Source organism: Burkholderia sp. 9779_493, assembly GCF_015712215.1.
GTDB classification, from domain to species: Bacteria; Pseudomonadota; Gammaproteobacteria; order Burkholderiales; family Burkholderiaceae; genus Burkholderia; species Burkholderia cenocepacia.
Window position 1 is genome coordinate 1 of sequence record NZ_JACCQA010000061.1, and the last position, 24,031, is coordinate 24,031.

Consider the following 24,031-nt stretch of genomic DNA (forward strand, 5'->3'; position numbering starts at 1 on the left):
TGCCGAACTGCTCAAGCAACTCGGCCGGAATCGCCGGCAGAGCCGCCGGCTGGGCTTTCGGTTTGCGAGGCATAAATTCTCCTTGGGAGCATGTTATGCCTTAAACACAAAATTCCTGACAGGCCCCCTGCCGCTGCTTTATTCGGGTGCCAAGGCGTTTCTATTTCCGTCGATCTATGAGGGATTCGGCCTTCCCGTGCTTGAGGCGCTGGCCAGCGGAGTACCTACCTTGACCTCGAACCATTCGTCACTACCGGAAGTGGCGAATGGCGCTGCGTGGCTGGTCGAGCCAAACGATCACGACGCTCTACGGGACGGGATCGAACGAGTCTTGTGCGACAACGCGTGGCGTATCGACGCAATCGGCCGTGGCCTCGATGTTGCGCGTGTAACCACATGGGATCAATGTGCGAAACGCACACTTGATGTATGCCGCCGTTTCGCCTGAGCATGGCAGGCGGCGACTCACCGACTAGCCTAACGACGTCAGCAACGTTCGAAGCTGATTTGCACTGGCATTCCAGGTCTGGACATTCATCGCGTTGCTCGCGATTGCCGTGCCACTCTGGATTTTGGTCAGCCACGTAGACAACTGCGGAGCAAGTTCGCTGCCGTTGTCCGCGGTGAAAAATGATGCATGCGCGCCGGCGATCTCCCGGAACACCGGGAGATCGCGAGCGAATATCGGCATACCGTACCGTGCGGCCTCGACGAGCGGCAAGCCGAAGCCCTCGGCCTCCGACGCCATCAACAGTCCATCGAGCTGCGTGTATAGTCGCCCCAACTCGTCGTCATCGACTTCGGAGAGCCAGAAGAGCCGTTTTCCGGCTTCCGCATGTTGCGTCAGGCGTTCAGCCAATGAATCAATTTGCCAACCTGGCTTACCGGCGATGACCAGCGAACCTTCGAAGCCGTCGCGCCATAATCGATCGAACGCGTCAAGGACCTGGGCATGGCCTTTGCGCGGCTCGATCGTTCCGACCATGAGCGTGGTGGGGGCGCCACCGGAGTTGTAGATCTGCGGCTCTATCGATTTCGCCGCGCTTCTCGGCGACGAATCAACGGGGGCGGCGGAACCGAGGTGAAACCAGTGCGTCGCTATTTCATTCGGCGCGAATCCGAATCGGCGATTCAAACAATCGCGCACTTCGTCGGACACCGATTTCGAGATGCAAAACAGCGCGTCCGCGTGTACCGCGAGTGTTGATAGCCAGTGGCGATACGAACGGCGCGCGCGGGGTGTGAACCACTCGGGATGAAGAATCGGTAGCAGGTCGTAAACAATGAACGCGCAGCGAACACCTTGCGTGCGCCATTGAAGTAGTTCTGCCTGACGGCGGGGCAAGATGCGGCTGGTCAGGTCAAGACCGAGAAAGATATCCCCCTTCGAGATGCGAAGGTGCTCATCTTCTTTTGCGACCCTGGATCCGGTAAGCGATGCTTGCCACGCACTGGCGTAGCGATAGGGCTGTGTCCTTGTAGCCCGGACGAGGCGAACCTCGAAACCGGGTGGCGGAGATTCGAGCAGATCGAGCGCCAGTGACTTCACGACACGCTGGATGCCGGTCCCGGCGTCGTGCGATGCAATGATCGACACGTCGATCAGCAACGTCCTTTTTGACGGGGCATTTGGGCCTTCGGCCGGGGCAAGTGCCATGACGGCATGCCTTGCGAGACTCGCGAGTCGCGGTGCGCACCATATCGCTGCACACTGCAGCGTTGCGGCGTTTAGTGTGCTGACTGTGCGACGCATTCGAAATCGACCGGTTTCAAACCACGGTTTCTTGATAGAAGGTGTAGGCGTCTTCGATGTCGTCGAATGTGTGTAGCTTACCCTGAACCAGGACCGCAGCACGGTCACAGTGCTCGCGAATATATCCCGAGTCATGGCTCACAATGATGAGGGCCCTGTCTCGCCGTCGCTCGAAAAGCTCGTGGTGGCACTTGTCATGAAAGCGACTGTCGCCCACTGCCACAATTTCGTCGATCAGAAAACAATCAAACTCGATCGCCATCGATATCGCGAACGCCAGTCTCGCACGCATACCGGCCGAATAGCTCTTCACGGGTTCGCGCAGATAATAGCCGAGCTCAGAGAATTCCTGGACGAATGGCTCGGCTGCTTTGGGATCCGCGCCGTACACACGGCAAATGAACCGCAGGTTGTCCATGCCGGTCAGGCTGCCCTGGAACGCGCCACCAAATGCAAGGGGCCACGAAACGCTCATGTTGCGGCGAATCTTGCCTTCGGTCGGCAATTCGGCGCCACTGATCATGCGGATCATGGTTGATTTTCCTGCGCCGTTGCGGCCAAGAATGCCGATTTTCTCGCCGGTTCGCACCTGCAGGTTGATCGTATCCAGCACACGGCGACGACCTTGTCGGGTGTGGTAATCCTTACTGATGTCGACGAGCTCGATCATTCCGGTTCAACCCGCTTGCTTGCATCTTTTACGAGAGAAAGGCCGATGAACAGCAGTGCCAAGTCGCACCAGACCATATAACGGATATCGTAGTGCGCTTTTACGAGGGTGCCGAAATATCCGGCACGTAGCATTTCCGCACCGTGAACCATGGGTAACAGCAAGACGACTTTCTGAAAGGCGGGCGGCAACCACTCCACCATGAAGAGTGCGCCGGATAGTGGGAAGAGCAGGTAAGCGACCGTATGCCAGACCCGATCAGCAGCCTCGCTGCGCTCGCTTAACGCGCCGATAATGAATCCGAGCGAGCTGCCGAAGATTGCCAAATGTATCCAGCCACCGATGATAAGCGTCAGATTTTGAGGTGCCGACATCATCCCCAGCGTCATGAAGACGATGGTTAGAAATACAAAGGAAATCGTAGTGCCAGTGATTTCGAGCGCTACTCGCGCAATGAAAAGATCAATTACACGCACGTTCCGGTGATAGAGCAGCGCCTGGTTTGGCTCGATTGCGAGCGCACACCGGTTTGCACAATTGCGCCACAATAGCACTGATGAATATCCGGTTACTGCAAAGGCAGTAATCGGGAGGTTGGACCCATGGGTTGCTTTCGTGGCGGTCCAAAGTCCAAGAATCCCCAGCGTGAACATCATCGGCTCGAAGAAAATCCACAAGAAGCCGACGTTGTGCCTCCCGTACCGTGTGAGAATCTCGCGCATTAACAGCGCGCCGACCACGCGCAACTGAATTTGCAGCGACCTCAGCAAGGGGGTGTCGTGATGCAAGATGCCTGTCCTTAATCGTGGTGTTCCCGCACGCCGGCGAGCAGCAGGCTCAGGACGCCCCAGGCGATCATTCCCAATGCGAACACCTCGAATACGGACTTAAGTCGCTTGGGCTCTATTGCCACATCCGGTGCATTCGGTTGCACCAATCTTTCCAGATAAAGCTGTTTCCGTTCCGCTTCGCCTCGAGCACTTTCCAATGCAGTCATCGCCGAAGCAAGTTGCTTGTCCGCAAATTGCGCATCGAGCTGCAATCGCGCATAGTTCGCGGCCTTCTGTGAAAGCGAATCCTTGCCACCAGTTACCCCACCGGTAGCAATCTGAATCTGTTTCTGCATCGATTCGATGTTCGTCTTTAACACCGGAATTTGCGGGTTTTGCGGCGAAATGGACTGCAGTTGCATGAGCTGCGTTTGCGCGGCGAACATCTGCGATTGCAGGCTGGTTACCTGCTGAAGCTGTAGCGCAGATTGCTTCTCTGGATCGAACACAGTGTATGAGTTTCGGTAGGCTGCCAGTGCCGCTGCAGCATCCTTTGCCTTTGCCGCGGCCTGGTTGACCTCACGCTGGGCAAATTCTACGGTATCCGCCGCTGCCCGCTGGTTCATCCGGTTTACGAGGCGCTCGCTAATTTCCAGAAGCGTCTGGTTTATCTTTTCAGCGTCTTTCGACGTAAACGCTCGAACTTGGAGCGTAGTAATTGCAGACGTGGAATCAAACTCCACCGATACGACGTGCTTGCCGTAGTATTTCCACAAGGCTTCGAAGCTATCGTCGAAGCTTGTGTTGAATCGGCTAATAATGTCGCCCCGATTCGAGTAGGAATTAAGGATGTAGTTACCGCGATTCAACTCGGCAAGTGCATCGCGTGACTGAATATAGTCGACTACGGGGTAAGTGTCATCTTGGGCCCGTGAGAACCCGGTGCCTTGAAGCAGAGCGCCGACTACGCTTGTCTGGTTTTGTCGTTGGGGGCTGCGGACTACGAAGCGCGATTCCGAAACATAGACATCAGATGCCACAAGCCCATAATAGACCGTTGCGATCGTGGTGGGCACGAGCACCGTTAGCGCAAAGAGCCGATTGATCTTCTTGATCTGCTCTATCAGGCCTCTCTTGGTTCCTGTTGGCGATCCCGATGTCGCCGTCCTGCTAGATACGTTATCCAACTCTTTTCCAGGCTGTTTGGTCCCTTTGCACGGTTCACCACTTTGTGGCGTTCTCGTGACGAAGGGCAAAAAATATCCGTAAAAATGTATCGCCAACTCTACGGAGAACGTTTCAAACGGGTTGGCAGCCTGCTGGTGCGCTCAGGGGCGCCTCGTCGCAGTAGGGTGCCGCCGTGCTCGGTTGACACATATCTCAGCGGCAGATACGCGCAGATCGTGCCAAGGCCGCTGATTATAGCCACCGGATGTGCAAGACGCCATCGTGTTGTGATTGTGACCACATCTTGCCGCATTTTTCGCCATTCCTATATTGATTTCAGCTGTAATGAGGTATTCTTCGATCCTTGCCGGGACCACGAACCTCATATAACCATTACAGGCTTATTGCATCGAAGCATCGCGGGCGTCACCGCTGTATTTCGAGGGGGCCTTATGCGCCGTTTGACCAGACCAGATGCCTCGCTCATTCCTTGTCCTGCAAGGGACGGCCTCGCCGTTTTTCAGTCACCTTTCTGCGGCTTTGCGGGAACGCGGACATGCGGTACGCAAGGTCAATTTTTGTGGCGGGGATCTCCTGTACAGCGGAGCAAAACATGCGTGGGACTACGACGGCAAGCCGAACGACTTGTCCGACTGGTACACGGAGATCACGCGAGCGGGTGAATTCACAGACGTCATCATGTTCGGCGATTGTCGTGAAATTCACCGCCATATGCATCCGGTTTCGCAGACCTTCGGCCTGCGGGTCCATGTTTTTGAAGAGGGCTATGTCCGTCCTCATTGGCTCACTCTCGAGAGAGGCGGGGTTAACGGACGTTCGTCGCTGCCGCGCGATCCGGCCTGGTACCTCGACCAGCGGAGCATGATTCCGCCAAGCCCGGTCGGCGAGTCCACCGGTTACAACCTCAGCGAGCGCGCGTATCACGATATCCGTTATCGCGCGGCGAACATGCTTTACGCGGCACGGTTCCCACATTACCGCAGCCACCGCCCGAGAAACGGCATCATGGAATACGCTGGTCTTGCCACGCGCGCACTTTGCCAGGGCCGCCATCATCGTGATGCCGAGCACGTGACGCGCGAGCTCCTCAACGTCGGCCAACGGTACTATCTCTTCCCGCTCCAGTTGAATTCGGATGCGCAGATAATTGTTCATTCACCGTTTGACGGTGTCCGCGACGCGATCGCCAAGGTAATTCGATCATTCGCCCGCCACGCGCCGGCGGATACGTGGCTCGTCATCAAGAACCACCCGCTCGACACGGGGCTCGTCGATTATCGCCAATACGCGATGAGACTTGCGCACGAGTTCGCCGTGGCCGACCGTTTGCGATTCATCAACGCCGGTCACTTGCCGACCTTGCTCGAACATGCACGTGCGGTCGTCGTGGTTAACAGCACTGTCGGGCTTTCGGCTCTGCATCATCGCCGCCCGTTGATCGCGCTCGGTACGGCGATCTACAACATGCCGGGACTGACATGGCAGGGTGAGCTTGACGACTTCTGGCCAGACGCGCCTCCGCCCGACATGAATCTGTACCAGGCGTTTCTGGACTACGTGGTCCATCACACACAGATCAACGGCGACTTCTATACACGCACGGGCATCGAAATGGCGGTTGCCGGAGCAGTTGTTCGTCTCGAGGCCGCGCATGGGTAGTGCGGTGCCTCGTCACGTTGTCATTACCGGCGCAAGTGCCGGCATCGGGCGTTCGCTCGCGACCGTCTATGCGGCGCCCGGTGTGGTATTGGGGCTCGTTGGTCGGGACGTACGACGACTCGATGCCTGCGCCGACGCCTGTCGCGCGCTCGGCGCGAGGGTTGTCACGGCACAGGTCGACGTGCGAGACGCCGAGGCGATGCGAGTGTGGTTATGGCAGTTCGACGACACTTATCCGATAGACCTGCTGATTGCCAACGCCGGAGTGGCCAGTACGCTCGATTCGGATAGCGATTGGGAGGAGCTTGATCGTGTGGCGGCAGTCGTCGACACCAATTTCTACGGGGCGATGCATGCGGTACTGCCGGTGACCGCGCGTATGCGGGAGCGTCGGAGCGGACAGATCGCGCTGGTGAGTTCCATTGCTGCGATACGCGGCATGGCGATTTCGCCCGCTTATTGCGCAAGCAAGGCCGCACTCAAGGCGTACGGCGATTCGGTGCGGCCTCTGCTGGCGCAGAGAGGCGTGCATCTTGCGATCGTGTTGCCCGGCTTCGTCAAGACTGCGATGAGTGACGTCTTTCCAGGGGACAAGCCGTTCATGTGGTCGGCAGACAGGGCCGCTGGTCATATTCGCCGGAAACTGGCTGCGCGGCGGGCCGTCATTGCGTTTCCGGGGATGCTCGCGCTCGGCATGAGCTTGTTGACGCTTCTGCCGGCCCGGCTGGGCGATGCGATACTTGGCCGACTGTCTTATCTGCCGGGACGGGAGCGCTAGCTTGAGCGTTAGCCTGTCGCTTGCGGCCGCGCTCGGCGCGTCGTTCGCGCTGGACGCGTTTGCGCTACCCCGTGCGCGACGACGTTCCGGTGTTGCACTCATATTGCATGTCTTCGCGCTGATGTTTTTGACCGGCGCGATGTTGATCGTGACCCGGCGTCTCCTGTTTTCCGCCTGCATTGCGATCGCGCTGGTCGGCCTGTTGGCAACGGTGAGCAATGCAAAGTATGAGTCGCTGCGTGAGCCGTTTGTTTTTACCGATCTGAGTCTGTTCAGCCAGTTGTTCGCCCATCCCCGCTTATACCTGCCGTTTCTGAGCGTCGGCAAGGTGATCGGAATCGTAATTGGCGTCACGGCGCTGCTGAGCGGGTTCTTCGCAGAGCGACCGTTCGACGGAGCGCTCTGGCCGGTGATGGCGCTCATCGTGGCGTCCGCGGTCATGACCTGTTGGCTGGCGACACGCTTGCCGCTTACGCTGGATGCCGGCGCGGACCAGCAGCGGCATGGATTTTTTGCAGTATTCGTCGCGTATCTGGTGAACGGCCTGCGTCCCGCGACGCTGCGCGCATTTGAAGAGGCTGCCCGGACAGGTCCATTCGAATCGGGTGCGCCGACTACGGGCCCTGATGTGATCGTAATCCAGAGCGAATCGTATTTCGACGCGAGGCGTCTTGGGTCGGCGATCGATTCGGCGAACTACCGGAATCTGGACATTGCGCGCGGGGAATCCATCTGCCACGGTGAACTGCTCGTGCCGGCCTGGGGAGCGAACACGATGCGTACAGAGTTTGCGATGCTGAGCGGACTGACGTCCGCGCGTCTCGGCTACGCCCGTTTCTACCCTTACGCTTTCGTACGACGCGCGTGTACAACGATTGCAGCCTGGTTTCGGCGGGGCGGTTACACGACTGTCGCGATTCATCCTTACTATGCAGACTTCTTCGGAAGGAATCGGGTCTTTCCGTTGCTCGGATTCGATAAATTTCTGGATATTGAAAGCTTTGTCGCCGCCCCACGAGCCGGACCGTATATTGCCGATTCGGCCGTCTTGGATACCGTCATCGACGTACTGGACGAACCTCGGAGTGAACCGCGCTTCCTCTTCGCAATGACAATGGAAAACCATGGCCCATTGCACCTCGAGCAGGTTTTGCCTGGAGAATCGTCTTCGAGGCATACTCTTGGCGAAGATGCCAGTTGGCGCGACCTGACAGCCTACCTGCGGCACATTGAAAATGCAGACGCAATGATCGGGCGCCTGCTCGATCATTTGCGTACCAGCGATCGTGAAACAGTCGTTTGTTTTTACGGCGATCACGTTCCCGCTCTGCCTCACGTATTCGATAAGCTGGGCGTTTCCCCGCAAACCAGCGACTACTTCATTTGGCGAAATTACGGCACGGACACGCCCGAATGCCGGAATTTGGCAGCCGAAGAGCTTGGGTCGGTACTTTTGCATGTGGTACAAGATGACGGAAATCGCGCGGAACAGCCGCACGCATCCGAGAAAGCGACATAAAAGATGAACAGTAAGATTGCAATAATTGGGATGGCTTGTCGGTTTCCCGGGGGCGCGAACAATCTTGGCGACTTCTGGCAACTGCTGCGCGACGAACGCGACGCAGTGACCGAAATCCCCGCCGACCGCTTCGGTACCGATTTCTACCAGCACCCGTCCAAACGCGAACCGGGCAAGAGCTACACGTTCGCGGCCGGCGTGCTCGACAACGTCGCCGGCTTCGACGCCGCGTTCTTCGGCATTTCGCCGCGCGAAGCGGCCCAGATGGACCCCCAGCAACGCCTGCTGCTCGAACTCGCATGGGAAGCGTTCGAGGACGCCGGCGTGCGCCCGGCCGATATGCGCGGCAGCAACTGCGGCGTGTTCGTTGGCGTGGCCGGCACGGATTACGGCAACCGCAACATGGACGATCTGAACGTGATCGATCCGTATTCGGCGACCGGCAATACGCTGAGCATCGCGTCGAACCGCGTGTCCTACCTGTTCGATCTGCGCGGCCCGAGCATGTCGGTCGACACCGCCTGCTCGTCGTCGCTCGTCGCCCTCCATCAAGCCGTCAAGGCGCTGCAGTCCGGTGAAGCCGACGTGGCGCTCGCGGGCGGCGTCAACCTGTTGCTGCATCCGTTCGGCTTCGTCAGCTTCTCGAAGGCGTCGATGCTGTCGCCGCGCGGTCGTTGCCGCGCATTCGACGCGACCGGCGACGGCTACGTGCGCTCGGAAGGCGGCGCATTCGTGCTGCTCAAGCCGCTCGATCGCGCGCTGGCCGACGGCGACACGATCCACGCAGTGATAGCCGGTTCCGGCGTGAACTCGGTCGGCCACTCGCCGGGCGGGATCAGCGTGCCGGGCGCGGCCGCGCAGGCGTCGCTGCTGCGCAGCGTGTACGCGCGCGCCGGCATCGATCCGCAGTCGCTCGCCTATCTCGAGGCGCACGGCACCGGTACGGCAGTGGGAGATCCGATCGAGGCACGCGCGCTGATCGACGTCGTGTCGAGCGAGCGCCCGGCCGATCGTCCGCTGCTGATCGGGTCGGTGAAGACCAACATCGGGCACCTCGAGACGGCGTCCGGCATGGCCGGTCTGCTGAAGGCCGTGCTGTGCCTGAAGCATCGCGCGGTGCCGCGCTCGCTGCACTTCGTCACGCCCAATCCCGGGATCGATTTCGACGGCGGCCGTCTGCGTGTCGTCGATCGCTACATGCCGCTCGACGCGGGCGGCGCACCGCTGACGGTCGGCGTCAACTCGTTCGGCTTCGGTGGAACGAACGCCCACGTCGTACTGACCGAGGCGCCGGTCGCAAACGACGTGCCGACGGCAGCGCCCGAGCCGGCTCATGCACAACCGTCGCCGCTCGTCCTGACCGCTCGCAGCGCGAATGCGCTCGCGGCACTCGCAGGCCGCTATCTGGCCGTGCTCGAGAACGGCGGCGACTGGCAGGCGCTGGCCGCCGCGGCCGCCCGTCGTCGCCAGTGGCTCGAACATCGCGCGATCGTCGCGCCGGTCGATGCAACCGAAGGCCGCGCGGCGCTGGCGGCACTGGCCCAGCCGGCACAGGAAGGGCTGCCGGCCTGCGTGGCAACCGGCCAGGCGCCCGCGGACGCGCTGCGTACCGCACTCGTGTTCTCGGGCAATGGTTGCCAGTGGGTCGGGATGGGCAACGAACTCTATGCGGAGAACGCGGTTTTCCGTGCGGCGCTCGACGAAGTCGACGCGCTGTGGTGCGAGGACGGCAGCCCGTCGCTCGTCGACGTGATGCGCGGCGGTCCGAGCGCGGAATGGCTGGCCGGCGCGGGCGCCGAATGGCTCGCCGCGACGGAGAACGCGCAGCCGCTGCTGTTTGCGATCCAGGTCGGGATGATTCGTGTGATCGACGCGCGCGGCATGCGCTACGACGCGGCGATCGGCCACAGCGTCGGCGAAATTGCAGCGGCGTGGGTGACGGGTGCGCTGTCGCTCGCCGACGCGGTGCGCGTGATCAAGATCCGCAGCCGCGCACAGGCGATGACGCGTGGTAGCGGCCGGATGGCGGCTGTCGGCATCGGCGAGGCGGCCGCGCGCGAGCTGATCGCGCGCCACGGGCTGGTGCGCCGGGTCGAGGTGGCCGGCATCAACAGCCCCGACGCGGTGACGCTCGCGGGCGAGCTGCAGGGCTTGCAGGCGCTGGAGGCGGCGCTGCGCGGCAGCGGCAAGTTCTTCCAGATGCTCGATCTCGACTATGCGTTCCACAGCAGCCACATGGATCGCATCGAGCCGGTCGTGCTGGCCGAACTGGCCAGCCTGCGGCCGCAACCGGGCAACGGCACGTTCGTATCGACCGTGACCGGCGGCGCGCTCGCGGGCAACGAACTGGATGCGCGCTACTGGTGGCGCAATATTCGCGAGCCCGTGCGCTTCGGCGACGGCATCGCGCACCTGATCGAGCAGGGCGTCCGGGTGTTCGTCGAAGTGTCGCCGCATTCGATCCTGCGCACCTACGTGAAGCAGGCGTTGACGGCCGCCGGCGTGACCGGCGCGGTGCTGCCGACGCTCAAGCGCGACCACGGCAGCGCGGCGACGTTGCGGCACGCGATTCTCGCGGTGATCGCGCACGGCGCGAACGTCGATCCCGACCGCTTCGCGCCCGGCGCGGCGCGCGCGGCGTTGCCGTCGTATCCGTGGCAGCGCGACCGCTTCTGGCTGACGCCGACCGTCGAGGGCTATGGTCTCGTCAATCGCCGCCGCGAGCATCCGCTGCTCGGCTATCGGCTGCACGAACACGCATTCGGCTGGGAAAACCAGCTCGATCCGGCGAAGCTGCCGATGCTGGCCGATCACGTCGTCGACGGCGGCGTGGCATTCCCGGGCGCCGGCTACGTGGAAATGGCGCTCGCCGCGGCGCGCACCTTCTTCGATACGCCGGATGCGGCGCTCGAAAACGTCGAGATCCGCACGCCGGTCGTGTTCCAGCCGCAGCAGGCGAAGCTGTTCCGGCTCGTGATCGAGCCGCGCACCGCGACGTTTACGATCGAGACGCGCGACCGGATGTCCGACGGCGCATGGACGCTGAACGTGACGGGGCGGATGCTCGAAAGCGGTAACGCGCTCGGCGCCGCGAGCGTCGTGCCGGCCGCGACGCTCGAGCACCTGCTCGCGCTGCCGGCTGCCGACGGCGACACGCTGTATGCGAATACGGCGGCGATCGGCCTCGGCTACGGGCCGGCGTTCCGCTGGGTGCGCACCGTGCGGGTCGCCGCGGACGAGGACGCCGCGCTGGCCGAGGTCGCCGCGCCGGCCGAGTGCGGCGATGCGCGGGCGCTGTCCGCCTATCTGCTGCATCCGGCGCTGATGGACAGCGGTTTTCATCCGCTGTTCGCATTGCTGGCGGCGCATGCACGCGATGGCGAGCACCCGGCCTACGTGCCGGTGCAGATCGGCCGGGTCGACTACCTGCGCGGCGACACGGTCGCCCGCGTGCTCGCGCGGATCGATCGGCGTAGCCCGCATTCGATCGTCGCGCAGTTCGAATTCCTCGACGCGCAGGGCGCGATCGTCGCGCGGCTCGGTGGCTGCCGGTTCCGGCGCGTGGACCTCGTCGGCCGCCGCCAGAACCTGCCTTCGCGTTTCGTCTACCGCCTCGAAGAGATGCCGTTGCCGACCGACGTCGACGCAGCCGCGTTGCCGGCGCCCGACACGTTGCTCGCGCAAGCGGTCGCGCGCGTCGATGCCGCGGGGCTCGACGGCCGTCGGACGCAGCATTTGACCGAGATTCTGCCGCTGCTCGACGTGCTGGCAAGCCTGTACGTGCTCCGTGCGTTCGATGCGCTCGGCGTGTTCGCCGGCACGTGGCAGCCCGCACCGGAGCGGGCGGCGCTGGCCGCGCGTCTGGCGGACATGCTAGTCGAGGACGGTCTTGCCGTGCGTGACGGCGCGCGTCTCGTTCGCGACGACGCGGCGTGCGCGGCGCTGCCGCCGCTCGACGACCTGTGGCGCGGGCTGCTGGCCGAATCGCCGGGGCACGTGGCCGAGCTGACGCTGCTTGCCCATTGCGGCGCGGCGTTGCCCGACGTGCTGAGCGGCGCGAAGGACGATGCACGCTGGCTGTCGCCGACCGGTCACAGCCTGGTCGAACAGTTGCTTGCCGCATCGCCGACCTGGCAGCACGTGCATGCGCTGCTGGCGGCCGGTGTCGAGCAGGCGGTCGACGCGTGGCAACCGACGCGCCGGCTGCGGGTGCTCGAACTGGGCGCGACGGACGGCGACGTGCTGCAGACGCTCGGCATGCATCTCGCCGCCGCGCGCTGCGATCACACGATCGCAGCGACGCCCGGCCAATTGGCCGGGTTCGATACGGATGAGCAAGCCGCGGTGCGTACGGTCGCGCTGCAGCCGGGCGAACGGCTGTCGCTGTCCGCCGACGATGCCGGGCCTTATGACCTGATCGTCGCGAACCGCGCGCTGAGCGGTCGGCATGATCTGGCCGATGCACTGAATGCGATGCGCTCGTGGCTCGCGCCGGGCGGCTTGCTGCTGCTGGCGGAGTCGCGTCGCGGCCGTTTCTCCGACATCGTGTTCGCCCCGCAGGCGGTATTGACGGAAGCTGACGAACCCGCCCCGCTGGCGCCGACCGATCTCGAGGCGGCGCTCGCGCGTGCGGGCTTTGCCGACGTCGTGCGGCATGTCGAGCAGGCGCTGGATCTGGACGGCACGCCGACGTTCGTCGTCGCGCGCAACCCGGCGAGCACGTCGGCCACGCAGCGCGGCAGCGACGCGAGCGATCTCGATACGCTCGCCCGCAGCGAACAATGGCTCGTGATGCACGCCCCGGCCGAGGCCGGCGGTTTCGGCGGGAAACTGGCCGATGCGCTCGCGCACGCCGGCTATCCGGCCGACATCGTCGACTTCACGCACGCAGCCGATGCGATCGCGTCGTTGCCGGTCGGGCAGCCCGCGCATGTCGTGTTTTGCGCACCGGAAACGCCGCTTGCCGATACGACGACCGGAGACGTCCTGATGGCGGCGCTGCGTCACGGCGTGATCGCGCTGGCGGCGCTGGTGCGCGCGCTCGGTGCGCAGCCGAACGCGGCCACGCGGCTGACCGTCGTCACGCGCGGCGGCGCGCCGTTCGCCGGCGCCGCGAACGCGCATCCGGAACAGGCGACGCTGTGGGGCCTCGGTCGCGTGCTGGCGAACGAGCATCCCGAACTCGCGTGCCGCCTGATCGACGTCGACCCCGCGGCGAACGGGATTCCCGATGCGCTGATTCGCGAGCTGACCGGCGCGGCGGTCGAGGAAGAAGTCGTGCTGAGCGCGCACGGGCGGCTGGTACCGCGCATGCTGACGGCCGCACAGGCCGCGGCGCGCAGCGACGGCGCGATTGCACGCGCGTCGGTGCTGGCATTCGACGCACCGGGCTCGTTGCGCAATCTCGAATGGTTCGCGCTGCCGGAAAGCGCGCTGGGCGACGACGAGGTGGAGATCGAGCCGGTGGCCACCGGCCTGAATTTCCGCGACGTGATGTATGCGATGGGGCTCCTGTCCGATGAGGCGGTCGAGACCGGCTTCGCGGGCGCGACGATCGGCATGGAATTGTCAGGCCGCGTCGTCCGGGTGGGCAGGGCAGTGACGAAGTTCGCCCCGGGCGATGCGGTGCTCGGCTTCGCGCCGGCGTCGTTCGCGACGCGTGTCAGGACGCGCGCGCAGGCCATCGCGCCGAAACCCGAACGCCTGTCGTTCGAGGAAGCGGCGACCGTGCCGACGACGTTCTTCACCGCGTACTACGCACTCGTCGAACTCGCGCGGCTGCGCCGCGGCGAGCGCGTGCTGGTGCACGGCGGCGCGGGCGGCGTCGGGATCGCCGCGATCCAGTTGGCGCGCCACTTCGGCGCGGAAGTGTTCGCGACGGCCGGTAGCGACGAGAAGCGCGAGTTCGTGCGCCTGCTCGGCGCCGATCACGTGCTCGATTCGCGCAGCCTGGCGTTCGCGGACCAGATTCGCGCGATGACGGGCGGCGAGGGCATCGACATCGTGCTGAATTCGCTCGCCGGCGAAGCGATGGTGCGCAGCATCGATACGCTGCGTCCGTTCGGCCGTTTCCTCGAACTCGGCAAGCGCGATTTCTACGAAAACAGCCATATCGGGCTGCGGCCGTTCCGCAACAACATCAGCTATTTCGGCATCGACGCCGACCAGTTGATGGGTGCGTTGCCGGAGCTGACCGCGCGGCTGTTCGGCGAAGTGATGGCGCTGTTCTCGGCAGGCGTGCTGCATCCGTTGCCGTATCGCGCGTTCCCGGCCGAGCGGGCCGAGGATGCGTTTCGCTACATGCAGCAGGCGCGCCAGATCGGCAAGGTGCTCGTGACCTATCCGTCGGGCACGCCCGCGCCGACGCGCGGCGTCGCGCGGGCAGAAGCGCTCGCGCTCGATCCGCATGGCGCTTACCTGGTGGTCGGCGGCACGGGCGGCCTGGGCTTCGCGAGCGCGCGCTGGATGGTCGAGCACGGCGCACGCCGGTTGACGCTGGCGAGCCGTTCCGGCGAACTCGCCGCCGCGGCGCGCGAGGAGGTGGCGCGCTGGCGCGACACGCTCGGTGTCACCGTCGACGTCGTGTCGTGCGATGTGACCGACGCCGCGGCGGTCGACGCGATGATTGCCGCGATCGTCCGAGGCGCCCATCCGCTGAAGGGCGTGCTGCATTCCGCGATGTCGATCGACGACGGCCTCGTGCGCAATCTCGACGACGCGCGGATGGCCGCGGTGCTCGCGCCGAAGGTGGCGGGCGCGTGGAACCTGCATCGCGCGACGCGCGGGCTGCCGCTCGACCTGTTCGTCGTCTATTCGTCGGCGACGACCTATCTCGGCAATCCGGGGCAATCGAACTACGTCGCGGCCAACACCTTCCTCGAGGCGCTGGTCGAACATCGCCGCGCGACAGGCTTGCCCGGCACGTTCATGGCGTGGGGGCCGCTCGAGGACGTCGGCTTCCTCGCACGCCACGCCGATACGCGCGAAGCGTTGCAGTCGCGGATCGGCGGCGCGTCGATCACGTCCGACGAGGCGATGGCCGCGCTCGAGCGCGTGCTGGTGGCGGGTGCGGCCGGCGAAGCGGTGGTGCGGCTCGACTGGCACGCGGTGGCGCGCGGAATGCCGGCCGCGAAGGCGCGCCGGTACGCGCTGCTGCAATCGCAGGCGAAGGGCGGCGATGCGCGCGACGGCGGCACGCAACTGCGTGAAGAAGTGCTCGCGCTGCCGCGCGACGAAGCCATCGCGCTGGTGGCGCGAACGCTGCAGGCGCAGATCGCGCGGATTCTGCACATGACGCCCGATCGCATCGCGCTCGACAAATCGGTGCTCGACATGGGCATGGATTCGCTGATGGGGATGGAGCTCGGCCTCGCGGTCGAGGAGGCGTTCGAGGTCAAGCTGTCGGTGATGGCGATCGCGGAAGGGGCGTCGGTGACGACGCTGGCTGGCCGCATCGTCGATTCGATCGGCGCGTCGGCCGATGCCGGCTGCGATGTCGCGTCGGCGGCCGATGCCGCGCAGGAGGCCGTCGCGGCACTCGCCGCGAAGCATGCGATCGACGGCGAAGCGCGCGCGATGCTCGATGCGCAGTCGGCGCCGGTTGCCGAGCAGGTATCGCCGTCGCTGGAGGTCGCGCGGTGAGCGCGCCGACCGGCTGGGCGACGCGGCAGGGCACGCTGGCGCGCCCGCTGACGATCGACGGGCACGGCTTGCATACGGGGCGCCGGGTCGGCGTGCGGATTCTGCCTGCGCATCCGGAAGACGGCGTGACGGGCATCGTGTTCCGTCGGGTCGAGCACGGGCGCACGCTCGCGACGTTGCCGGTCGACCCCGCGCTGCGCCGCGCGCAGCCGCTCTGCACGATGCTGCGCAATGCCGATGGCATCGGCGTGCGCACGATCGAGCACCTGCTCGCGTCGCTGCTCGCGTGCGAGATCGATCACGCGATCGTCGAGCTCGACGCGGAAGAGGTGCCGATTCTCGACGGCAGCGCCACGCCGTGGGTGGACGCGATCCGCGCGTGCGGCCGCGTCGCGCTCGATGCGCCGAAACGCTTCATCCGCGTGCTGCGGCCGCTCGTCGTCACGGACGGCGACGGCAACCAGCGGCGCGAGATGCGGATCGAGCCGGCGCCGCGTTACGAACTGAGCGTGCGCAACGACCTGCGCGGCTTCGGCGACATGCACTGGGACGGCGCGCTGACGCCGGCCGCGTTTGCGACCGACATCGCACCGTCGCGCTCGTACGGGCGCGTGAAGTGGGCCGTGCCCGCGATCGTCGCCGGCTATCTTCGTGGTGTGCCGATCCTGCGCGGCGCGCGGCCGTCGTGCACCGCGTCGATCGTCGGCAATCGCGTGCTGGGCGGGATGCGGCTGCCGGAGGAATTCGTCCGGCACCGCGTGCTCGACCTGGTCGGCGATCTCGCGCTGGCCGGTGCGCCGCTGCTCGCGCGCGTGAGCGCGCTGCGGCCGAGTCATGAGATGAATTTCCGGCTGGTCGATGCGCTCTTGGCCGCGCCCGATGCGTGGGAGTGGGCCGAGTTTTTCGAGACCTGAAACCACACTTTTTCAAGATACGCGGCGTAACATAGCGTCTTTTCGAGATAGAGCGAAGGACGCAATGGCACTGGGAGAGCATCTTCGCCAGCAACTGGCGGCGAAAGCGCTGAAACGGCAACTGGAGCGCGCGACCGACGCCGCGGCGGCGCCCGGCGTGCCCGGCACGCCGGCTGCGCAGACCGCGTCGGCACGCAGCCGCTTCGAATCGATGCCGCAGTATCAGCAGGTCCGGATCATGCGCGAGATGGGCGAGAAACTGCGGGTCGACTCGCCGTTTTTCCGTGTGCATGACGGCGTCGCCGGCGCGACCACGCAGATCGGCGGCCGTGAATACCTGAACTTCGCAAACTACAACTATCTGGGCCTGGCCGGTGATCCGGCGGTGTCCGCGCGCGCGAAAGCCGCGATCGATCGCTATGGCACCTCGGCCTCGGCGAGCCGGATGGTCGCGGGCGAGCGTCCGGTGCAGCGCGCGCTCGAGCGTGCGCTCGCCGCGTTCTACGAGACCGACGATTGCGTCGCGTTCGTGAGCGGCCATGCGACCAACGTGACCGTGATCGGGGCGCTGTTCGGCCCCGGCGATCTGGTGGTCCACGACGCGCTCGCGCACAACAGCATCGTGCAGGGCGCGCAGTTGAGCGGCGCGAAGCGGCTGAGCTTTCCGCACAACGACTGGCAGGCGCTCGACGAGCTGCTGTCGCGCGTGCGCCGCGAATACCGGCACGTGCTGATCGCGATCGAGGGGCTGTACAGCATGGACGGCGATTTCCCCGATCTGCAGCGCTTCGTCGACGTGAAGACGCGCCACGGGGCGTTCCTGCTGGTCGACGAGGCGCATTCGCTCGGCGTGCTCGGCGCGACCGGCAAGGGCATCCGCGAGCATTGCGGCGTCGCGCCCGACCAGGTCGACATGTGGATGGGCACGATGAGCAAGACGCTGGCCGGCTGCGGCGGGTTCATCGCCGGTTGCCAGCCGCTCGTCGACATGCTGCGCCATCTGGCGCCGGGTTTCCTGTACAGCGTCGGGCTCGCGCCGACGCTCGCCGAAGCGTCGCTGGCCGCGCTCGAACGCCTGCAGGCCGAGCCGGAGCGCGTCGCGCGACTGCAGGCGCGCGGCCGGCAGTTCCTGACCGAGGCACGTGCCGCCGGGCTGAATACGGGCACGAGCGCCGGCTACGCGGTCGTGCCGGTGATCACGGGCAGTTCGCTGAAGGCCGCACAGTGGGCGAATGCGATGTTCGACGAAGGAATCAACGTGCAGCCGATCTTCTATCCGGCCGTCGAGGAAAAGGCCGCGCGCCTGCGCTTTTTCATCTGCTCGACGCATGAGCCGGAGCAGATCAGCCGGACGGTCGCCGTGTTGTCGCGCCTCGCGGGGCGCGGCGCGTGACGCAGGCCGCCGCGGTCGCGCACGCGGTGCCGCACGCCGGCGAACCGGCGCGGTGTCGCGCGGCTGGTGCGGATGACGCGGCCGCGTGCGCGTCGCTCGTGTTCGCGTCCGGCGTGGCCGAATTCGGCTTCTTTCTCGGCGAAAGCGACGCGCGCTGTATCGCGTTTCTGCAGCAGGCGTTCCGGTCGCGCCACGGACGTTTCTCGTGGCGCCGGCATCGCGTCGCAGTGGCCGACGATGGCGCGGTGCTCGCGGTGATGGCGATTCACGACGGGCGGCGAACGACGTTCGACGACGTGCACATCGTATGGGCGCTCGCGCGTTTCTTTGGCGTACGCCGCACGATCGGCCAGTTGCTGCGCGGGCTGATCCTCGAAACGGAACTCCCGGCGCCGAAGCGTTCGCAGATCCTCGTCGCGCATTGCGCGACGGATGAACGTCAGCGCGGCACCGGCGTTTTCAGCGCGCTGTTTCGCGATGCGCTGGATACCGGCGCGTTGCCGGCCGATGGCGATCGCGATGTCGTGCTCGACGTGCTGACGCGCAACGTGCGCGCGCGGGCGCTGTACGAACGCCTGGGGTTCGTCGCGCTGCCGCGACGGCGCGCGCGTTCGCGCAGGTTGCCGGGTGAGCTTGATTCGGTTCGGATGAGGTTTGCGGGCCGCGGCCAACCATGACAGTGGGCCGGTGTGGCGTAAGGCAGGCAGTTTAGCCGTCGCTCGCCAAAATAGCGCGCCGGAAAAGATGACGGCAGTAGACGCGCAGACGAGCTGGTGACCGTGTTCGTATCAGCCGTTCAACGGCAATTTCCGCATGATCGCGTGCACGCATTCCAGCGGACTTGCTTCGCCCGTGCGCACATGCACGTCAGGTAATACCGGCTTTTCATAGGTCGATTCGATGCCGGTGAATTGCCGGATGGTCCCTTGTCTTGCCAGCGCATACAGCCCTTTGGGGTCGCGCGCTTCCGCCACATTCAGCGCAACGTCGACAAAGACTTCGAAGAACATGCCCTGCGGAAAACGCGCGCGTGCTTTGGCGCGCGCCTCCTGAAACGGGGAGATCAGCGCAACGATGACGATGAGCCCGGCATCCACCATGAGGCGCGCGACCTCGGCCGTTCGGCGAATGTTCTCGTGGCGGTCTGCATCGCTGAATCCCAGGTCCTGATTCAATCCCTCGCGAAGCTGGTCGCCGTCCAGCAGAAAAGACCGAAGGCCGCGCGCATCGAGTTGTTCCTTCAGTAGATTCGAGAGCGTCGATTTACCGGCACCGGAGACACCGGTGAGCCATACCACGAAGGCATGATCTTGCTTCATGCTGGAAAGCACGGATTGATCACCCGTCAGCATGACAGGAAGAGGGTTTTGGAGATCTTGAGTCATCTCGGAGTCGATGTGCCGGAACTGCTTTGCTACTTTTTGAGATATGGATTCGTCCGTCGGCGAATTGTAACGTTCCTTTCCAAAAAATGTAACTTGAATATTTTAATCAGGAATAAGACCTTTGCCTTCGGTAGGTGCAACGGCGTGCGGACTCGAACCGCCCGGTAACGATTGCCGATTCATCGTAATAATTCGAAATAATCGCGTGTCGTCGATGAGGTGGAACATCCGTAAAATGTCCGCCCCTTTTTCATCGCCCTGCCGGATTTGCGGTGCGTTCCGATCAGGCCCGGCGCCATGAGGGCAACGGGAGCGGGCGATTTGTGTCGGAATCGTTGGACGAATAGCAACGGCTGCCTTCGAAGTGTCGCAGAAATTCTTCGTAATATGTTCTCGACCCAGAGCCGATTTTCGTCTTGGTTCCGGGGGAATCAAAACGCAAGAGTATTAAATTTTTATTCAGCGAAAACCACGTGCACGACGTCCGTTTTCGTCGGGCGACTCCGTCACTCATTATCGAATTGGGGCGTTATCCGAGGCGCGTTACTCGATCGTTTGTCGGGCGATGATTTGCATTGCTTCCGATTGTTGGGCAGTATCGGGCGCCGGCTTTCTCATAACCGGCTCGCCGCAATTGCCTTGTGGTGCTGAAGTATTCGTCATCTGAAGAAGCTCGATTCCGTCAGGACCGCGGGGCGCTACTTGTGCCGCGGCCCGAACGGCCGCTGCTGCACATCCGCGCCATGCGCGACGATCGCCATCCCTTCCGGCACTTCCTCCCACGCGCCACGCAGGTCGACGAGCGGTTCCGACACGACCATGAACGCATCATCGCCGGCTTCGGCGATACGCGGGTTGTGCGGATACAGCTCGTGCAGATGCTTGAACGATGTGCTGTGGAACAGCGAGCGCGATTGCCGCTCGCTCGAGTAACGCACCGCGACGATCCGTTCGCCGTCGGTCGCGCAGATCGTCATGTTGAGCGGGTCGGCGACGCGATGCCGCGCGGCGGTTTCCTCGACCACACCGACCATCCGTTCGAGCGCGGGCAGCGGCGCCTGCTCGAGGCCGTACGTCAGCGCGAGGCGAAACATCAACTCGGAATCGGTCGAGCCTTCGAGCGTCGGGAACAGCGCGGGATCGACCTTCATCGTCAAGTCGCGGCGCAGCTTGTGAAAATCGCGGATCAGCCCGTTGTGCGCGAACAGCCAGCGGCCGTGGCGGAACGGATGGCAGTTGGTTTCCTGAACGGGCGTGTCGGTCGCCGCGCGAATATGCGCGATGAACATCCGCGAGCGGATCGCACGCGCGGCTTCGCGCAGGTTGCGGTCGTTCCACGCGGGATGCACGGAGCGATAGCGGAACGGGAGTTCGTCGGGATGCCCGTACCAGCCGATGCCGAAGCCGTCGCCGTTGGTGGTCGTGGCGCCCAGCTCCGAATGCAGGCTCTGATCGATCAGCGAATGCTTCGCGCGGAACAGCACGGTTTCCAGATGGATCGGATTACCCGTATAGGCGAGCCAGCGGCACATGAAGCGCTCCTTCACGATGTATCGTTCGCGCATGGTAGCCGACTCCGCGACGCAGGCGCGTCCAGGCAAGTCGCCCACAATCGTCATACGTGGCGGGCCCGTACGCGCGATGCGCAGCCGCCCGGCCGTGCGGCCGGGCACCACGCAACGCCATACGATGCAATGCGGTGCGGCCCGCTGATCGTGCCGCACCCGCCGGCTCAGTCGCCGAGCGCGTCCATCACCCGCGCCGAATAGACGAGCGCCGCGCCGGCATTCAGCGCAATCGCGACGCCGAGCGCTTCCGCCACTTCCTCCTTGGTCGCGCCATGCTTGGCCGCTTCGGCCGTGTGCACGGCGATACAACCGTCGCAGCGTGTCGTGACGGCCACCGCGAGCGCGATCAGCTCGCGCGTCTTCGCGTCGAGATGGCCCGTCTTGGCCCCGGCGCCGGACAGCGCCTTGTAGCCGGCCAGCGTATCGGGCGACAGCTTGGCGATGTCGCCGATACGCGTCGAGAGTTCCTTCCGGTATTCGTTCCAGTTCAGCATGATGCGTCCTTTTCGAGAAGAGTGAGGAGGGCGGCGGATGCCGCGATCTCGTGCGATGCAAGGCTATTCTGATCGCTCGCGCTGAGGGTTTCGATACGTTAGAGTGTCAATTTTTAGCGCAATCGTCTCATGGATGCATTGAGTCAACTGCTGTCGCTGGGGCGCAGCCATGTCGAGCTCGACGTGCGGTGCTTGCTCGACGGCCCGTTCGCGATGCCGCACGATCCGCTGCCGCCCGGCGAGGCGGCGTTCCACCTGGTGCTGGCTGGAACCTGCCGGCTGCGCGCCGCCGACGGGCGCACGCTGCAACTCGCCGACGGCGATTTCGTGCTGCTGCCTGCAGGTGGCGCGCACGACCTGCTCGACGCAGCGGGCCACCGGTCGAAGCCGCTCGCGCCGCTGCGCGATTCGGGGGCCGGCGACGGTGCGGTGCTGCCGGTCAAGTCGAATGTCGATCCGGCCGCAACAGGCAACGCGAGCGTGGATCTGCTCTGCGGGCGGTTCGTCTATGCACGCGGCGCGGGCGAACTGCTAATGCGTACGCTGCCGCCGGTATTGCACGTCGGGTTGCGCGACACCTCGGGGGCCGTGCCGCTGCAACTGCTGACGAGTGTGCTGCGTACCGAGGCGTCGAACGTGCAGCCGGGCGCTGGCGCGATCGTGAATGCGCTCGGGCAGGCGCTGCTCGCCTATGCGTTGCGCGCATACGGTCGCGGCGCGCGCGTGCCGTCCGGCTGGCTCGCGCTCGCGGCCGATGCGCGGCTCGGCCCGTCGGTCCAGGCCGTGCTGCAGGCGCCGGCGCAACCGTGGACGGTCGAATCGCTCGGCGCCGCGGCGGCGATGTCGCGTGCGACCTACGCGCGGCATTTCCGCGAGAAGGCGGGGATGAGCGTCGGCGCGTTCGTCGCGCAGATCCGGATGATGCATGCGTGCGCGCTGCTGCAGGACACGCAGCGCGGACAGGCGGAAATCGGCCAGGCGGTTGGCTACCAGTCCGAGGCCGCGTTCGGCAAGGCGTTTCGCGCGGTGCTCGGCACGACGCCGGGGCGCTGGCGGCGCGCGCGGCGCGAAACGTGAGCATGCAATCGTGCCCGTCGTGACGCGCGCCAAAGCTGCTACCATGCGCAAAACGCAGTTCAATGACAACGACTTCGAACAACAAGAAAGAGAGGGCACAGCAATGAACCAGACCACCATCCAGCAACCGTCGTTCGCGTTCGTGGCCGCATCGTGGGCCGCGCTGCTCGCCGGTTTCGCAGCCTTCCTAATCGGGCTCTGGAACGCCGGCATGCAGCTCAACGAGAAGGGCTACTACTTCACCGTGCTGGTGTTCGGCCTCTATGCGGCGATCTCGCTGCAGAAGAGCGTGCGCGATCGCGCGGAAGGCATTCCCGTCACCGGCATCTACTACGGCCTCAGCTGGATCGCGCTGCTGCTGTCGATCGCGCTGCTGATCGTCGGCCTGTTCAACGCGACGCTGCAGTTGAGCGAGAAGGGCTTTTATGCGATGTCGTTCGTGCTCGCGCTGTTCGGCTCGGTGGCTGTGCAGAAGAACACGCGCGACTTGCAGAACGCGAAGCCGCGTTATATCGACGCCGATTCCGCGCAGTCAATTCAAGAGTGACGACTTGCGGGGCGTGAGCCGCCGAAGCCGTCTGCTGAGCGATGATGTCCGCGATGGCCGCATTCGTCGGTGTGCCGCGGGTTCACTGTCCTTTGTTCATGTGCCCGTGTGGCGGTCAGTCATCAGCGCTCAACATCTAATGATGGCAGGCGACTTCTGTCCAGTTGCAGGTCTGGTACCGCTGGCGAACGCCCTCGCTCCGTCGACTGGGTCGGCCATGGCAGTGAGCCCGGGACTTGCGGCCTGTTCGTTGGGCCCAATGAGCAAATGGGCATTTGCCGTACGAACTCTACGACGCCTATCGCCATTGCCCGATCTTTGGGGACATTGGAGTTAGCCAATGTGCGTGCAATTTGGTGCCAGGCGCTCAAGGTTTCGATATGTGCTTTCCACAAGTCATGGCGCGTCCTGTCGTCGATTACGGGAGAGCGTATTGGGGTCTCTTGTAGCGTCCCCCAAATAGCTGCCTGCTTCGAAAGACGCCGCGTTTGGCCGCGTACCATTCTGGGCGTTGCATTTGCGTCGACGCCGCGTGCGCGAAGTTGTTGGAACCTGTCCGCATTTTTGTGGGCGAGGCGGTTGAACAACAGGTTATCCACGCGCCTGCGTGAATCGCTCGCCGAACAGGATAGCAAACTGGTTCATCGCTGATTTCCAGTCGAAGGCGGCCCGCAC

16 protein-coding genes and 1 pseudogene are annotated in these 24,031 nt (G+C 64.3%); 10 read left to right on the forward strand and 7 right to left on the reverse strand.

Annotation, left to right across the window (positions count from 1 at the left end):
• Positions 1-127: 127 nt before the first annotated feature.
• A pseudogene (locus H0X95_RS34010) lies at positions 128-448 on the forward strand (glycosyltransferase); the annotation flags it as partial.
• Positions 449-472: 24 nt separating this feature from the next.
• Here the strand turns inward: H0X95_RS34010 and H0X95_RS34015 are convergent.
• The 4 genes from H0X95_RS34015 to H0X95_RS34030 all read right to left on the reverse strand — a co-directional run bounded on the left by H0X95_RS34015 (position 473) and on the right by H0X95_RS34030 (position 4,380).
• On the reverse strand, positions 473-1,657 hold the full coding sequence (locus tag H0X95_RS34015) for a glycosyltransferase family 4 protein (RefSeq protein WP_230878333.1): 1,185 nt from the start codon (positions 1,655-1,657) through the stop codon (positions 473-475).
• 112 nt (positions 1,658-1,769) lie between these two features.
• Positions 1,770-2,423: an ABC transporter ATP-binding protein gene (locus H0X95_RS34020; RefSeq protein ID WP_196446381.1), complete on the reverse strand. Its 654-nt coding sequence runs from the start codon at positions 2,421-2,423 to the stop codon at positions 1,770-1,772.
• Positions 2,420-3,214 carry an ABC transporter permease gene (locus tag H0X95_RS34025; protein WP_027807951.1) on the reverse strand — a complete coding sequence of 265 codons (795 nt, stop codon included), beginning with the start codon at positions 3,212-3,214 and terminating at the stop codon, positions 2,420-2,422. Before H0X95_RS34025 ends, H0X95_RS34020 begins: the two co-directional genes overlap by 4 nt.
• 8 nt (positions 3,215-3,222) lie before the next feature.
• Positions 3,223-4,380: a hypothetical protein gene (locus H0X95_RS34030; RefSeq protein WP_196446382.1), complete on the reverse strand. Its 1,158-nt coding sequence runs from the start codon at positions 4,378-4,380 to the stop codon at positions 3,223-3,225.
• 454 nt (positions 4,381-4,834) lie between these two features.
• On the opposite strand from H0X95_RS34030, the gene H0X95_RS34035 reads away from it, so the two are divergent.
• The 7 genes from H0X95_RS34035 (at position 4,835) to H0X95_RS34065 (ending at position 18,962) form a co-directional block, all read left to right on the forward strand.
• Positions 4,835-6,040, forward strand: a complete 1,206-nt coding sequence (locus tag H0X95_RS34035; protein ID WP_077178411.1) for a capsule biosynthesis protein — start codon at positions 4,835-4,837, stop codon at positions 6,038-6,040.
• Positions 6,033-6,818 carry an SDR family NAD(P)-dependent oxidoreductase gene (locus tag H0X95_RS34040; protein WP_175781130.1) on the forward strand — a complete coding sequence of 262 codons (786 nt, stop codon included), beginning with the start codon at positions 6,033-6,035 and terminating at the stop codon, positions 6,816-6,818. The genes H0X95_RS34035 and H0X95_RS34040 overlap by 8 nt, the downstream gene beginning before the upstream one ends.
• Entirely contained in the window at positions 6,772-8,337 is a 1,566-nt protein-coding gene (locus H0X95_RS34045; protein WP_196446383.1) for an LTA synthase family protein, read from the forward strand. Before H0X95_RS34040 ends, H0X95_RS34045 begins: the two co-directional genes overlap by 47 nt.
• Before the next feature lie 3 nt (positions 8,338-8,340).
• On the forward strand, positions 8,341-15,978 hold the full coding sequence (locus H0X95_RS34050; RefSeq protein WP_196446384.1) for a type I polyketide synthase: 7,638 nt from the start codon (positions 8,341-8,343) through the stop codon (positions 15,976-15,978).
• The gene (locus H0X95_RS34055; protein ID WP_196446385.1) at positions 15,975-16,892 is read left to right on the forward strand and encodes a UDP-3-O-acyl N-acetylglycosamine deacetylase; all 918 of its coding nucleotides are present in this window, start codon (positions 15,975-15,977) and stop codon (positions 16,890-16,892) included. The genes H0X95_RS34050 and H0X95_RS34055 overlap by 4 nt, the downstream gene beginning before the upstream one ends.
• Before the next feature lie 64 nt (positions 16,893-16,956).
• Positions 16,957-18,285 (forward strand): aminotransferase class I/II-fold pyridoxal phosphate-dependent enzyme, encoded by a 1,329-nt coding sequence (locus H0X95_RS34060; protein WP_084750845.1) that lies wholly within the window; start codon positions 16,957-16,959, stop codon positions 18,283-18,285.
• Positions 18,282-18,962 carry a GNAT family N-acetyltransferase gene (locus H0X95_RS34065; protein WP_124550312.1) on the forward strand — a complete coding sequence of 227 codons (681 nt, stop codon included), beginning with the start codon at positions 18,282-18,284 and terminating at the stop codon, positions 18,960-18,962. Before H0X95_RS34060 ends, H0X95_RS34065 begins: the two co-directional genes overlap by 4 nt.
• A 111-nt stretch (positions 18,963-19,073) precedes the next feature.
• Here the strand turns inward: H0X95_RS34065 and cysC are convergent, their stop codons facing one another.
• The 3 genes from cysC to H0X95_RS34080 form a co-directional block, all read right to left on the reverse strand.
• Positions 19,074-19,637, reverse strand: a complete 564-nt coding sequence (gene cysC / locus H0X95_RS34070; RefSeq protein WP_006497462.1) for an adenylyl-sulfate kinase — start codon at positions 19,635-19,637, stop codon at positions 19,074-19,076.
• Positions 19,638-20,368: 731 nt separating this feature from the next.
• A complete protein-coding gene (locus H0X95_RS34075) occupies positions 20,369-21,202 on the reverse strand; it encodes a class II glutamine amidotransferase (RefSeq protein ID WP_011544669.1) in 834 nt (277 codons plus the stop codon).
• Positions 21,203-21,402: 200 nt separating this feature from the next.
• Positions 21,403-21,732, reverse strand: a complete 330-nt coding sequence (locus tag H0X95_RS34080) for a carboxymuconolactone decarboxylase family protein (protein WP_006484989.1) — start codon at positions 21,730-21,732, stop codon at positions 21,403-21,405.
• Between the two features lie 129 nt (positions 21,733-21,861).
• Between H0X95_RS34080 and H0X95_RS34085 the strand changes: the two genes are divergently transcribed.
• Both H0X95_RS34085 and yiaA read left to right on the forward strand, forming a co-directional pair.
• A complete protein-coding gene (locus H0X95_RS34085) occupies positions 21,862-22,809 on the forward strand; it encodes a cupin domain-containing protein (RefSeq protein WP_048986371.1) in 948 nt (315 codons plus the stop codon).
• Positions 22,810-22,912: 103 nt separating this feature from the next.
• Complete coding sequence (gene yiaA / locus H0X95_RS34090) at positions 22,913-23,356, forward strand: inner membrane protein YiaA (RefSeq protein WP_011544671.1); 444 nt, start codon at positions 22,913-22,915, stop codon at positions 23,354-23,356.
• The last annotated feature ends 675 nt before the right edge of the window (positions 23,357-24,031 follow it).